8 protein-coding genes are annotated in these 14,116 nt (G+C 73.0%); 3 read left to right on the plus strand and 5 right to left on the minus strand.

Features of this window, described 5'->3' with window-relative positions:
• Positions 1 to 425: 425 nt before the first annotated feature.
• Positions 426 to 986 carry a MarR family transcriptional regulator gene (locus tag ACFY9V_RS00005; protein ID WP_355346088.1) on the minus strand — a complete coding sequence of 187 codons (561 nt, stop codon included), beginning with the start codon at positions 984 to 986 and terminating at the stop codon, positions 426 to 428.
• A 116-nt stretch (positions 987 to 1,102) separates the two neighbouring features.
• On the opposite strand from ACFY9V_RS00005, the gene ACFY9V_RS00010 reads away from it, so the two are divergent.
• Positions 1,103 to 2,554 carry an MFS transporter gene (locus tag ACFY9V_RS00010; protein ID WP_391159530.1) on the plus strand — a complete coding sequence of 484 codons (1,452 nt, stop codon included), beginning with the start codon at positions 1,103 to 1,105 and terminating at the stop codon, positions 2,552 to 2,554.
• A 168-nt stretch (positions 2,555 to 2,722) separates the two neighbouring features.
• Here the strand turns inward: ACFY9V_RS00010 and ACFY9V_RS00015 are convergent, their stop codons facing one another.
• Positions 2,723 to 4,474, minus strand: coding sequence for a SpoIIE family protein phosphatase (locus ACFY9V_RS00015; protein ID WP_391158190.1), 1,752 nt, complete (start codon positions 4,472 to 4,474; stop codon positions 2,723 to 2,725).
• A 113-nt stretch (positions 4,475 to 4,587) separates the two neighbouring features.
• Positions 4,588 to 5,955, minus strand: a complete 1,368-nt coding sequence (locus ACFY9V_RS00020; protein ID WP_391041498.1) for an FAD-dependent oxidoreductase — start codon at positions 5,953 to 5,955, stop codon at positions 4,588 to 4,590.
• Between the two features lie 309 nt (positions 5,956 to 6,264).
• Here ACFY9V_RS00020 and ACFY9V_RS00025 point away from each other — a divergent pair, with 309 nt between their 5' ends.
• Positions 6,265 to 7,191: a TetR family transcriptional regulator gene (locus tag ACFY9V_RS00025; protein ID WP_391158193.1), complete on the plus strand. Its 927-nt coding sequence runs from the start codon at positions 6,265 to 6,267 to the stop codon at positions 7,189 to 7,191.
• Positions 7,192 to 7,483: 292 nt separating this feature from the next.
• Positions 7,484 to 9,604, plus strand: a complete 2,121-nt coding sequence (locus ACFY9V_RS00030; protein ID WP_391158195.1) for a sigma-70 family RNA polymerase sigma factor — start codon at positions 7,484 to 7,486, stop codon at positions 9,602 to 9,604.
• A 121-nt stretch (positions 9,605 to 9,725) separates the two neighbouring features.
• Here ACFY9V_RS00030 and ACFY9V_RS00035 read toward each other — a convergent pair whose 3' ends face one another.
• Complete coding sequence (locus tag ACFY9V_RS00035) at positions 9,726 to 10,475, minus strand: DsbA family protein (RefSeq protein ID WP_391158197.1); 750 nt, start codon at positions 10,473 to 10,475, stop codon at positions 9,726 to 9,728.
• Between the two features lie 122 nt (positions 10,476 to 10,597).
• Positions 10,598 to 13,852 (minus strand): BTAD domain-containing putative transcriptional regulator, encoded by a 3,255-nt coding sequence (locus ACFY9V_RS00040; protein ID WP_391158199.1) that lies wholly within the window; start codon positions 13,850 to 13,852, stop codon positions 10,598 to 10,600.
• Positions 13,853 to 14,116: the final 264 nt, after the last annotated feature.

Genomic DNA, 14,116 nt, shown 5'->3' on the forward strand with positions numbered 1-14,116 from the left:
GACTTTTGGCACGCTGTTGAGTTCTCAAGGAACGGAAGCTTCCTTCAGACCGTTTCACCGGCCCTCCGGGCTTTCCCTTCGTCGTGTCTCCGACTCTATCAGACGCTTTCCAGTGCCTGACCCCCAGTCAGCGGGGCTTGTCTTTCCGGCTGTTCGGCCGTTCCGACGAGTGAGACATTAGCTGATCCCGTACCGCCCGGCCAAATCGGCCCGGTCGAACGAAACACCGCCTGCATTCCGCGGAAACACACAAACGCACGACGACAACGCGACAACACAAGGCTGTCGGTCATGGTCGAAAGGTTCCTGCGGAATGGCTGTCCGGGGACCGACCGGAGTCGGCGCTCACGTCGGACAACTCGGAGAACACTACGGACGAGGACCACCCATGTCAACTCGGGGCAAGGTGGTCCCGATCACACGGGTCAGTCCAGGTCTTCGAGCCGGCCGCCGGCGTCCGGCTGGCTGTACTCGACGCGGCGCAGAAGGCGGGTGAGGATCTCGCCGAGGGCGGCGCGTTCCACCGTCGTGAGGTCCTGGAGGAGCTCGTCCTCGAAGACGGCGGCCAGGCGCATGGTCTGGAGCCACTTGTCACGGCCCTCGTCGGTCAGTTCGACGATGACGCGGACGCGGTTGGCCTCGTCGCGCTCGCGGGTGACCAAGCCCTCGGCGACCATGCGGTCGATCCGGTGGGTCATGGCGGCCGGGGTGAGGCCGAGGCGCTTGGCGAGGTCGCCGGGGCCGAGACGGTAGGGCTTGCCGACGACGACGAGTGCTTTGAGGACTTCCCACTCGGCGCTGCTGATGCCGAGGTCGACGAGCTGGCGGCCGTACGCCACGTTCATCCGGCGGTTGAGGCGGCCCAGGGCGGTGACGACCTTCTCCACCTGGGGGTCGACCTCAGGGAATTCGCGCTGGTAGGCGGCGATCTGGGCGTCGAGGTCCAGCTCCTGCGGCGCCCCCGGTGAACCTGCGGCTGCGGTCATCCTTCGAGTATGGCACGGAACCCTTTGCGCTAAAGCCCTTCGCGATGTACTCTTTAGCTTCGAACTTTAGTGCTGAAGTCTTCAAGGCGAAGACTCAATGGTCAAGTGGGGTGAGTGTGACAACGGCGATGGGCGCGGCGCTGCGCCGGATCCAGGTGGGGACAGCGCTGAGCGCGTTCGGGAACGGCTTCACGGTCCCGTTCACCTTTATTTACGTCTCGCAGGTGCGGGGGCTGGGCGCGGGTACCGCAGGTGTGGTGCTCGCGACGTTCGCCGTGGCGGCGCTCTTGGTGCTGCCCTTCACCGGTCGGGTCATCGATCAGCGCGGACCGGTGCCGGTCGCGGTGGTCGGTACGGTGCTGGCCGCCGCCGGGTCACTGGGGCTCGGGCTGTCCGGCAGTGAACCGGTGGTCATCGCGGCGGCCGGTGCGCTCGGCGCCGGTATAGCGGTGGTGCAGCCCGCGCTGGCGACGATGATCGTGTGGTGCTCGACGACCGCGACGCGGTCGCGCGCCTTCGCCACGCAGTTCTTCCTCAACAACCTGGGGCTCGGCCTCGGCGGTCTGCTCGGCGGTCTGCTGGTCGACACCGCGCATCCGGCGTCGTTCATCCGTCTCTTCGCCATCGAGGCGGCGATGTTCCTGGTGCTCGGCGCGGTCATAGCGACCGTGCGCATGCCGCACGCGCCGCAGGTCGACGGGGCCGTGCGGTCCGACGGCGCTGCCTCGGGCGGCTGGCGGCTGCTGCTCGGGGACCGGGCGATGGTCATGGTGTCCGTGCTGGGCTTCGTGATGTTCTTCGCCTGCTACGGGCAGTTCGAGTCGGGGCTCTCGGCGTTCGCCGTCGAGGTCACCCGGATTTCGCCGACCACGCTGGGCGTGGCGCTCGCGGCCAACACCGCCGTGATCGTGCTGGCGCAGTTCGTGGTGCTGCGGCTGGTCGAGCAGCGCAGGCGCAGCCGGGTCATCGCGGCGGTCGGTCTGGTCTGGACGGTCGCCTGGCTGGTAGCCGGGGCGTCCGGGCTGGTGCACGGCAGTCACGCGATGGCGGTCGCGGCGATCATCTCGACGTACGCGCTGTTCGGGCTCGGCGAGGCGATGCTGGCGCCGACCGTGGCTCCGCTGGTCGCCGATCTGGCGCCCGCGCGGATGGTCGGTCAGTACAACTCGGCGTTCGCGCTGGTCAAGCAGTTGGCCCTCGCCCTCGGTCCCGCCGTCGGCGGCCTGATGGCGGGTGCGGGCGCGTACGGGGCGTACATCGTGATGCTGGTGCTCTGCTCGCTGGCGATCTCGGTGACCGCGCTGCGGATGGGGCGGCACCTCACGCTCTTGCAGGACAGTCCGCATCTGGCGGCGGCCCGCGTGGTCGCCCGTTCCGCGCCGCGGGTCCCTGCCGGGACGGACACGGACACGACCGTGGACGTGGTCCTCGACTCGGCTCAAGCCAAGGACCTGGACCTGGACTCGCGGGTGACCGCGGAAGCCGACCCGGCCGCCCGAATACCGGCCGCGCCCGTCGGCGCCACGGCCGAAGCGCGACCGGAACCGGCCACGACCGTCTCCCGGTAGTCGCCGCCCCCGCCCCTCCGGCCCGAGGGCCTTCCCGGCCCTCGGCCAGGCGGTCGGCCCCGGACCCGAACGGACTCGGACCCGAACGGATCCGGACCCCCAACGGCCCCGGACCCGGCCCAGCGGCGGGGACACCGTCACCCCGCCCGCCTCACCCCGTGGGCACCCTCAGCCCGGCAGGGCGAATTCGCACCAGACGGCCTTGCCGCCGCCCGGGGTGCGGCGGGAGCCCCAGGACGAGGCGACGGTGGCGATGATCGAGATGCCGCGCCCGGCCTCGTCGCCGGGTTCCGCGCGGCGGCGGCGCGGCAGGTGGTCGTCGCCGTCGGTGACCTCGATGATCAGCCGCCGGTCGGTGCGGCGCAGCCGCAGCCGCATAGGCGGGGTGCCGTGCTTGAGGGAGTTGGCGACGAGTTCGCTGGCCGCGAGGACGCCGAGGTCGCGCAGTTCGACGGGGAAGCGCCAGGAGGCGAGCACCCCGGAGGCGAAGGCGCGGGCGCGGGGTGCGGCCTCGACGCCGCCGAGGAGTTCGAGCGAGGCGTTGCGGAAGAGCTCGGCCTCGCTGCCGGTGTGGTCCGGGTACTGGAGGACGAGGACGGCCACGTCGTCGTCGTGTTCCGAGGTGACGCCGAGGGCGCGCATCAGGCGGTCGCAGATCACCTGGGGCGCGCCGGTGGCGCCGGACAGGGCCGACATCAGGGCGTCCACACCGACATCGATGTCCTCGCCACGCCGCTCGATCAGGCCGTCGGTGTACAGGACGGCGGTGCAGCCGGGGCCGAGGGCGACCGAGCCCGAGGTGTGGATCCAACCGCCGGTGCCGAGCGGCGGTCCGGTGGGTTCGTCGGCGCGGCGGACGGTGCCGTCCGGGTCGCGGATCAGGATCGGCAGGTGTCCCGCGGTGGCGTACGACAGGCGGCCCTCGCTGGGGTCGTGCACGGCGTAGACGCAGGTGGCGATCTGGGTGGCGTCGATCTCCGAGGCGAGCCCGTCCAGGAGCTGGATGACCTCGTGCGGCGGCAGGTCGAGCCGGGCGTAGGCGCGTACGGCGGTACGGAGCTGGCCCATGACGGCCGCGGCACGGACGCCCCGGCCCATCACGTCGCCGATGACCAGGGCGGTGCGGCCCGCGCCGAGGGTGATCACGTCGTACCAGTCGCCGCCGACGGCCGCGTCGGTGCCGCCGGGCTGGTAGGTGGCGGCGACGCGGAGGTCGTCGGGCTGTTCGAGCTCCTGCGGGAGGAGGCTGCGCTGGAGGGTGACGGCGGTCTCGTGGAGGCGGCGTTCGCTCTCGCGCAGGCGCTCGGCGGAGTGCACCTGGTCGGTGACGTCGGCGGCGAAGACCAGGACGCCGCGGCGCTCGGGGTCGGGGTCGCCGGCCCTGACGGGGGTGCAGGTGAAGGTGAAGTAGCCGGGCTTGGCGGGTGAGCGGTCGTCGCCGCCGACCACCTTGCGGGCCTTGACGGTGCGCGGCTTGCCGCTGCGGTGGACCTGGTCCATGAGCGGGAGCAGGCCGAGCTCGTCGAGTTCGGGCAGCGCGTCGCGGGCCGGGGCGCCGGTGGTGCGGGCGCCGAAGACCTCCGTGTAGGCGTCGTTGACGAAGTCCACGCGATGGGCGGGGCCGTGTGTGACGGCGATGAGGGCCGGAAGGCGGCTGAGGACGCCGGTGACTGACGGTTCGTCGGTGACGGCGCCGGCGGCGGGGACGGGACCCGTGGCCCGACCGGCCGGTGGGCCGGGGGCCTGGCGGGTGCCTTCGGGGTCGGCGTCAGGGGCGATGCCGCTGCCCGCGTCCTGCGGTGCCGTCGCGGGGTCGGCCGCGTCGGCGCGCACGGGGTCGCCGACTTTGGCGCGCGCCGCGGGTACGGCACTGCGTCGCTGTGTTCCGGGGAGCCGGGCGCTCCAACGCGTAAGGTTCAAACGTCCGATTCCTCGTATTTGTCACTCTTTGCAGGTGCTGGCGCACGCGTGGTCACACCACCAGTGTGGCCGACCGGCGCCCCCGGGGGGAATCGCGCGGCGTCCGGGGCGGGTCAGGGGGCGTCGGGATCGCGGTGCGATCCGGCGGCCAGTTCGAATTCGGCGCGCGGGTGTTCCAGTGAGCCGAGCGAGACGATCTCGCGCTTGAAGAGCCCCGCGAGCAGCCATTCCGCCAGGACACGGGCCTTGCGGTTGAAGGTGGGGACGCGGCTGAGGTGGTAGGCGCGGTGCATGAACCAGGCCGGGTAACCCTTGAGTTTGCGCCCGTAGATGAAGGCGACACCCTCGTGCAGCCCGAGCGAGGCGACCGAGCCCGCGTACTTGTGGCGGTATTCGGTCAGCGGCCGGCCGCGCAGGGTCGCCAGGACGTTGTCGGCCAGGACGCGGGCCTGCCGCAGGGCGTGCTGGGCGTTGGGGGCGCAGTCGGTGCCGGGCTCCCGCGCCGTCAGGTCGGGCACGGCCGCCGCGTCGCCCGCCGCCCACGCCGTCTCCGAACCGGCGATCCGCAAGGTGGCCTCGGCGCGCAGCCGTCCGCGGTCGGTGAGCGGCAGGTCCGTCGCGGCCAGCACCGGGTGCGGTTTGACGCCCGCCGTCCAGACCACCGTCCTGGTGGGCAGCCGTTCGCCGTCGGACAGTACGGCGATCCGGTTCTCGCACGACTCCAGCCGCGTCTCCAGCCGGATGTCGACGTTGCGCCCGCGCAGCTCGCGGATCGCGTACTTGCCCATCTCCTCGCCGACCTCGGGCAGGATCCGGCCGGATGCCTCGACCAGGACCCATCTCATGTCCTCGGGGCGGATGTTGTGGTAGTACCGCACGGCGTAACGCGCCATGTTCTCCAGCTCGCCGAGCGCTTCGACGCCCGCGTATCCGCCGCCGACGAAGACGAAGGTCAGCGCGGCCTCGCGGACGTCGACGTCACGGGTGGAGGAGGCGATGTCGAGCTGTTCCAGCACGTGGTTGCGCAGCCCGATCGCCTCCTCGACGGTCTTGAAACCGATGCCGTGCTCGGCGAGTCCGGGAACCGGGAGGGTGCGGGAGACCGAGCCCGGCGCGATCACGAGCTGGTCGTACGCCAGCTCCAGCAGGTCGCCGCCCTCCTCGTCGGTGACCGGGGTGGCGATGCTCGCGACGCGCTTGGCGTGATCGATGCCGCGCGCCTCGCCCACCACGATCCGGCACTTGCCGAGCACCCGCCGCAGCGGTACGACGACATGGCGAGGGGAGATGGATCCGGCGGCGGCCTCGGGCAGGAAGGGCTGGTACGTCATGTACGGCTGCGGTTCGACGACGACGACTTCGGCCTCGTCGCGCTTGAGCTTCCGCTGCAACCGCAGCGCGGTGTACATCCCGACATAGCCACCGCCCACCACGAGAATGCGCGGGATGCCTGCTCTGTTCCTCGCTGCCGACTCCGTCATTGCTCCATGACGCAATGGACCATAGCCGTTTGTCCACAGCGCGGACGTGATGATTCCCCGGTTTCTTCGACGGGTTCGGCGACGCAGCAGGTCAGCGGTGCACCCATCACCGGGCAAAGGCCGCGCGGAAGTGCACGGTGCCCGTTGCTCCGATCGGGGGCGCGCGCCGGTCGGATCACAACCCCCTTCTTTCTTGACGTGGGCTCAACTATGTTCGTATCTCGTAGTACTGCGGGGGACGCGTACTGATGATCGCCCATGAGCGGGGAGTCTCCGGGGGGAGACGCGAATTTTCCGGGGGATACGTATATGCACATTCAGGACTCTCAGTGGACGACGGCCGCGGCCGGTTCGGACGGCGCCGTCGGCGGAAACCGTCCGGCACCGCTGCGCGTCGACGCGCAGCGCAATCTGGAACACGTACTGCGGGCCGCGCGTGAAGTCTTCGGCGAGTCGGGGTACGGGGCTCCGATGGAGGACGTCGCCCGCCGCGCGCGGGTCGGCGTGGGTACGGTCTACCGCCGTTTCCCGAGCAAGGACGTGCTGGTCAGGCGGATCGCCGAGGAGGAGACGGCGCGGCTGACCGAGCAGGCGCGTACGGCGCTCGGCCAGGAGAACGAGGCGTGGTCGGCGCTGGCGCGCTTCCTGCGTACCTCGGTCGCCTCGGGCGCCGGGCGGCTGCTGCCGCCGCAGGTGCTGCGGGTGCAGAGCCCGTCGACGGGCGCCGGTACGGAGCACGGCGGTACGTCGCCGCTGGGCGTCGAGCCGAACCGGGTGCCGCAGCAGCGCAATCCGTTCGCGACGGCGGCCGGGAGCGTCGCGGCGACGACGTCAGCGGGCGCGGGTCCGGTTGCAGGCACGGTCACGGGAACGGCCGGTGAGGTCGCGGACCACGCGGGCCGTGACGACATCGGCGGAAGCGACGGCGGCGCCGACCGGAGCAGCGACCAGGACGGCATACGGGCACTGCTCGACGTCGTCGGACGGCTCGTGGACCGGGCGCGCGAGGCGGGCGAGTTGCGCCTCGACGTGTCGGTGGCCGACGTCCTGCTGGTCATCGCCACCTCGGCGCCTTCGCTGCCCGATCCCGAGCAGCAGGCGGCGGCCTCGGCACGGCTGTTGGACATCCTGCTGGACGGGCTGCGCTCGCGGCCCGGCGAGCGGGCGGCCGACACCCCGTCAGGGGGCGCGGCGGCGCGGGGCGAGGGCGTGACGGACGGTCAGGAGCCGGCGTAACGCGGCGCGGCTCACCCCGCGGGGGCTGGGCTCTACGACAGCGCCGGGCTCAGCGACTCGGATCAGCCGAGCAACACGGCTCGGCTCAAGGACCCGGCTCGATATAAACGGCTCGGCACCGGGCGCTCGGAGTCACGCGGCGGGACGTCGCGCGACCCGGCGCCGCTCGGGTCGTCGTCACGCGCTCCACCGATCGGGTGAACGTAGAGGAATCGTGAACGATCTCTCCACGGATGAGTGGTTCCCCGGTATCCCGTGACCCCGGTCCGCCCTCCTGTGCCACGCTTGCCCCGTGGAAGAGGCAAACGGCGAGTCCGGCGCTCCCGCCGCGGGCCCGGAGACCGGCGACGGGCTGCCCTCGCGCAGGGTGCCGGGGCAGCGCGAAGTGCCGGGGCAGCGCGACCCGGCCGCACGCGACGACGTCCGCGAGGGGACCGGCGACGGCGCGCGTGAGACCGACTGGGGCACGGACCGCGAGCCGGGCCGTACCGCCGACCCGGAGTCCGGCCGCGTACCCGCCCCCGCCGCGCCACCGTCCGCCGGGACACCGGCCACCGAGGCGCCGGCCGACGACGACCTGCTCTCCGTCCAGGGCCATCCCGCGCACACCGCCTCCGCCGAGGCCGACGCCCTCGAATCCGCGCTGTCCGACGCCGAGTTGGTGGCACGGGTACGCGGCGGGCAGGACAGCGCGTACGAGGAGCTGTACCGGCGGCATGCCGAATCGGTTCGCCGCTACGCACGCACCTGCTGCCGGGACGCGCACACCGCGGAGGATCTGACCGGCGAGGTCTTCGCCCGTACGCTCCAGGCGATCCGCGGCGGCAGCGGCCCCGAGTCGGCGGTCCGCGCGTATCTGCTCACCACGGTGCGCCGGGTCGCCGGGTCCTGGGGCAACACCGCCAAGCGCGAGCACCTGGTCGAGGACTTCGCCGTCTTCGCCGTCTCCGCGGCGGGCTCGACGGCCACCGAGGACACCAACGAACTCGGCGCGGACGTACGGGCCATGCAGGAGGCCGAGCAGACGCTGGCCATCCAGGCGTTCCGTACCCTCCCCGAGCGCTGGCAGACCGTGCTGTGGCACACCGCAGTCGAGGACGAGTCGCCGTCCGCCATCGCGCCGCTGCTCGGCCTCACGCCCAACGCCACGGCCGTCCTGGCCCACCGGGCCCGCGAGGGCCTGCGCCAGGCGTATCTCCAGGCGCACGTCAGCTCCACGCTGACCGCCGAGGGCGAGTGCGCGCGGTACGCCGACCGGCTCGGGGCGCACGCGCGCGGGGGCCTGCGGATGCGCGCGGACCGCGAGTTGAGCAGGCACCTGAAGGAGTGCGAGCGGTGCACGGCCGCCTCGCTGGAGCTGGCCGACCTCAACTCGGCGCTCAAGGGGCTGCTGCCGGTCGCGTACATCGGCTGGTTCGCCGCCGTCTACGCCGCCAAGGCCGCCGGGATCGTCGCGGTCGGCGGAGCGGTCGGCGCGGCGGGGGCCGGAGGCGTGGCCGCCGCCGCTGCCGGGTCGGGTACGACGTCGAGCGCGGGCGGCGCGGCCGCGGGAGGCGCCGCGTCCGAAGGGCTCGGCGCGCCCGCCAAGGTCGGCATCGCCGCGGCCGTGGTGGTCGCCGCCGCGGCGGCGGCGTTCGCGCTGGCCCTCACCGGGGGCCACGAGAAGGCGCCGCCGAAGGCCCAGCCCAAGCCGCCGCCGGTCGCGGTGGTGACCACTCCCCCGCCGCCCGTGCCGAAACCCGCGCCGAAGCCGAAGCCGGTCGTCCCTCCGCCGCCCGTCCAGCCGGTCGAGAAGACGACTCCGCCGCCGAAGCCGAAGCCGACCCCGGCGAAGCCGAGTCCCAAGCCCGCGCCGGAGCCGAAGCCGAAGCCGGTCGTCCCTCCGCCGCCCGAGCCGGCCCCGACGACCCCCACGCCGACCCCGACACCGACGCCGACACCGACCCCTCCGCCGCCCGCGCCGACCGCGTACAAGGTCAATTCGCTGGGCATCAGCGGTTTCGGCGACACTTCCGGGCCGACGATCCGGCCGTCGGTCACGAGCTGGTGGTGGAACCGCTGGGGCCTGACGATCGGCGGTACGCGGTACGAGCACGGCATCACCGTCCACGCGCCGTCGTCGCTGACCATCGACCTGAACCAGGCATGCGTCACCTATGACGCGCGGGCCGGGATCGACGGCCTGACCGGGCGCTTCGGCGCGGCCAGCTTCTCGGTGTACGGCGACGACACCCGGCTGTGGCAGTCGGGTGTCGTACGCGGCGGCGACGCGGCCGTGCCCGTGCACGTCGGGATCACCGGGTACAAGACGATCCGGCTGGTGGTCGATCCCGAGGGGCGGCACGGCGGCGGGCCCGGTCTGGGGCTGGCGAATCTGGCCGACTGGGCGGATTCGGTGATCAGCTGCTCGTAGGCGGCCGGTCCGCGAGCGGCCGGTCCGCGGGCTCCGGGCGTTTTCGTACAGAGAGCGCCCGGGCCATGGGGTCTGCGACCAGGAGCGCTCTCGGCGATGAGCGCTCTCGGCCATGAACCGATTAGCTGTTCGCGGCCGGTGCGTCCGCGGTGGTGGCCGGCGGGACCGCGCACACGCCGTCGGCGCAGGCGGCGTCGGCGGCCGCGTCCTGCGTACCGGCGAGGGCAGCGGCCTCGGCGGCCGAGTCCTTGGCGACCTGTTCGAGCGCCTGGAGGAAGACGGACGTCTCCTGGCCGCCCTGCACCGCCCACTTGCCCTCGAAGACGAAGGTCGGCACGGCCGTGATGCCGATCTGCCGGGCCTGGTCGATCTCCGCCACGACCTCGTCGCGCAGGTCGTCACCGGCGAGGAAGGCGGCGACCGCGTCCCGGTCGAGGCCGGCCGCGACGGCCGCGTCCGTCAGGGCCGTACGGTCGCCGATGTCCAGACCCTCGCCGAAGTGCCCGGTCATCAGGCGGCCCTTGAGCCGGTTCTGGGTCTCGGGGCCGTACGTGTCCAGGGCGAAGCGCAGCAGGCGGTGGGCGAGCAGCGAGTTGTTCTCCACGACCGTGTCGAAGTCGAAGGTCAGCCCTTCGGCCGCGCCCATCGCGGCGAGCCGGTCGTCCATGGCCACAGCCTGCGGCCCGAATTTCCTCGCCAGCACCTCGCGGTGCGGCTGCGGGCTCTCGGGCGCGGTCGGGTCGAGCTGGAACGGCCGGTAGACCACCTCGACCGAATCGCCCTGCGGGAAAGCGGCGAGGGCGCGCTCGAAGCGGGATTTTCCGAGGTAGCACCAGGGGCAGGCGATATCGGAGTAGATCTCAACTTTCAAGGCTTTTCACTTCCGGGCGTAGGCGGGCGCTGGCTATTCCTTGAATGCTCAATCAAGGTCTGTGTCGTCAACGAGGACGCGCGCGGGACCTATTCCCGTACGGCCGTACGCCCCCGCTCCGCCTACGAGCCCGCCGCCATCGCGTGCGCCGTCTCCAGCAGCGCCGCCACCGCCTCTGAAGCGTCCAGCACCGCGCCCTCCGCGCAGGCCGCCGCCCATTCGCCGTCGCCGAGGCCCGCCCTGGCCCGCTCCTCCACGGCGTCGGCGGTGACCAGCTCGGGCACCGTACGCGGCAGCGGCCCGCGTACGGCCGAGGACGCCGCCGACATCCGGGCCGCCGACCGCAGGTCGCCCAGCTCGACCAGCACCTCGGCCGCCGAGTCGAGCTGCGCGCCCACCACCGGCTCCGTGCAGCCCTCCGCCAGCGCCAGGCTCGCCGACTCGGCGAGACCGAGCAGCGCCGCCACCGGGTCGCCCTCGGCCGCCGTGATCCGCGCGCCCAGGCTCGCGAGCAGCACCTTGAACGTCGGCGGCGGCGTACCGTCCGCCAGGTGCCCGACCGCCGTCTCGCACAGCTCCCTGGCCTGCCGCGGCTCGCCCCGGCGCAGGAGCAGCAGGGCCTTGAGGTAGCGGATGTACGTGCGGGCGTCCCACACGCTGTACAGCTCGGCTTCCTCCCCGGCCTGCTCGACCAGCTTGCGCGCCTCCTCGTCGTCCCCGCGGCGGTGCGCCAACTCCCCCATCCGGGCGAGCAGGAAGGCCCCTTCGCCGTCCGCGCCCAGCTCCCGGCCGAGCCGGTGCGCGGCCTCGAAGTCGGCGTGCGCCGCCGCGTACTGCCCGCGGACGACCTCGATCTCGGCGCTCGCGCCGTGCACTTGGGCGCGGATCCAGCGGTCGCCGAGCCGTTCCCTGCGCTCCTGGAGCTCCGCCCAGTCGGCGTCGATCCGCGCGAGCCCGCCCGGCGTGTCCACGGCGATGTGCGTACGGAGCATCAGCGCCACAGCGATCTCCCACTCGCCGCCGTACTCACGGCAGTTGGCGACGACGGTGTCGGCGTGCCGGCCGATCTCCTCGTCCCTGCCGAGCAGATACGTGGTGAACGGCCACAGCATGCCGGGGAAGCGCGCCGCGGGCGGGCCGCCCTGGCTGTACGCCGCCGCCAGCAGCGCGGCCATCGCCCGCGAGTCGGCCGAGGACCACTGCGCCTCCGAGGCGTGGTCGCTCTTCACGAAGAAGTGCAGCATCCGCAGGTCCAGGCGTGGCCAGAACATCCGGTCCGCCGGGTCGGGCGGGGGGTCGCCGCCCAGCTCCGTCACCCTTTCCAGCCAGGCGTCCGCTTCGTCGCGGTAATTGCGCAGCCACCAGAACCAGCCCATGGACAGCGCGATCGTGATCGCGTCCAGCTCCGCGTCCTGGCTCCCGGTGTCCTCTTTCCCGCCTGAGGGCGGCTCGACCAGCCGGTTCAGCGCGGCGCGGACGTTGTCCAGCTCCGTCTCCAGCACTTCCAGCCAGTGGAGTTGGTCGGCGCCGCGCAGTTCGGAGTCGGCCGTGCGGGCCAGTTCGCGGAAGCACGCGGTGTGCCGCCGCTCGGCCGCGGCCAGCTCCTCGGGCCGCTCGGCGGCGCGCTCGCCGGCGTACTCGTGGATCGTCTCCAGCAGGCGGTAGCGGACGTCCTGGCCGGGAGTGGGCGCGTGGACCGCCACCACCAGGGACTTGTCCACCAGTTGGGCCACCGTCTCCAGCGCGTCGGGACCGCACACCGCCTCGGCGGCCGACAGCGTGCAGCCGCCGGAGAAGACGCTCAGCCCGCGCAGCGTCGTACGCTCCCGCTCGGTCAGCAACTCCCAGCTCCAGTCGACCACCGCCCGCAGCGTCTGCTGGCGCGGCAGCACCGTACGGCTGCCGCTGGTCAGCAGCCGGAACCGGTCGTCCAGCCGGTCCGCGATCTGCCGCGGCGACAGGGCCCGCAGCCGGGCCGCGGCCAGCTCGATGGCCAGCGGCAGGCCGTCGAGACGGCGGCAGATCTCGCGTACGGCCGCGTCGTTCTCCGCCGTGGTGAGGCGGGCGTCCGCGCGTACGGTCGCCGCGCGGTCGGCGAACAGCCGGTACGCGGTCGCGGGCGGCAGCGGCTCCACCGGGCGTACGACCTCGCCCGGTACGCCCAACGGCTCGCGGCTCGTGGCCAGTACGGCCACTCCGGGGCAGGCCGCCAGCAGCTCGGCGGCGAGGGAGGCGGCGGCGCCGATCAGGTGCTCGCAGTTGTCGAGCACCAGCAACAGGCGGCGCTGCGCGCAGTGTTCGAGCAGCCGGGCCAGCGGGTCCTCGCCGTGCGACGCCTCGGACAGGAACTGGTCGCGGCCCGCGCCGCCGAGCAGCAGCGTGTCGCGGCGACCGAGGGCGCTCAGCACGGCGTGCGGGACCGCCGAGGGGTCGTCCAGCGGGGCGAGTTCGACCAGCCACACGCCGTCAGGGTGGCGGCGCGCCGCCGCATCGCCCGCCTCCTGCGCCAGGCGCGTCTTGCCAGACCCGCCGGGGCCGGTCAGCGTCACCAGCCGGGCCGCGGCCAAGTCGCTTCTGATGTCGTCGAGTTCGGCCTCGCGGCCGACGAAGCTGGTGAGGCGGGCGCGGATGTTGCCCTGCGCGGGGGGCGGCGGCCTGCGCCGCAGCAACTCGCCGTGCAGCGCCCGCAGTTCCGGGCCTGGATCGGTGCCGAGCGCTTCCGCGAGTACGGTCCTGGTCTCCTCGTACGCCGCCAGGGCGTCGGCCGTCCTGCCCTCGGCGTGCAACGCCCGCATCAACTGGGCCCTGAACGACTCGTCCAGCGGGTGCTCTGCCACGGCCGCGCGCAGGCCGGGGAGGGTGCCCGCCGCCCTGCCGAGGCGGAGGTCGGCTTCCACCCTGTTCCGCAGGGCGGCCAGTTTCAGGGCTTCGGGGCGGGCCGCGGCGGACGTGCGGTCCGGGAGGTCGGCCAGGGCCGGGCCGCGCCACAGGGTGAGGGCGCGGGTCAGGGTGTCGGCCGCCGTGGCGGCGTCTCCGGCCGCCAGGGCCGTATCGCCCTCGCGGGCGAGGCGTTCGAACTCGTACAGGTCCACCGAGTCGCGGGGGGTGGCCAGGCGGTAGCCGCCGGGTTCCGAGACGACGGCGTCCCGGCCCAGGGCTCGTCGCAGCCGCGACATCAGGGCTTGCAGGGCGCCGGCGGCGTCGGCCGGGGGGTCGGCCGCCCAGACCTGTTCGATGAGGGCTTCGGGGGGTACGGGGCGGCCCACGTTGAGGGCCAGCACCGCGAGGACGGCTCGCAGGCGGCTGCCGCCCAGGCCGATTTCGGGCCCGTCGTCGGAGGGGCGGGCCTCCGTGACCCCAAGAATCCGATACCGCACGGGGTCATCTTCGCGGACGGCGCCCCAAAAGAGCGAACCTTCGCCCTTGGGTGGGGGTGGGGGTTCTGCCCGCCCGCCCACCCGTGCGGGTGCTTTTTCGTCTGCGGGTGCCGCTTGTGCCTGGTCGGTGCCGGTCCGGGGCACCTCCTCGAAATGCGGCTACCTGGTCTCCTGTATCCGGCACCCTCCCTGTCACCGCATTTCTGCGGGGGCACCCCGCCCCGTCCCCTCCCGGTCCGTCGGCGTCCGACGGTCCGGTGGGGG

This window comes from Streptomyces sp. NPDC008317, from assembly GCF_042955955.1.
Taxonomy (GTDB): domain Bacteria; phylum Actinomycetota; class Actinomycetes; order Streptomycetales; family Streptomycetaceae; genus Actinacidiphila.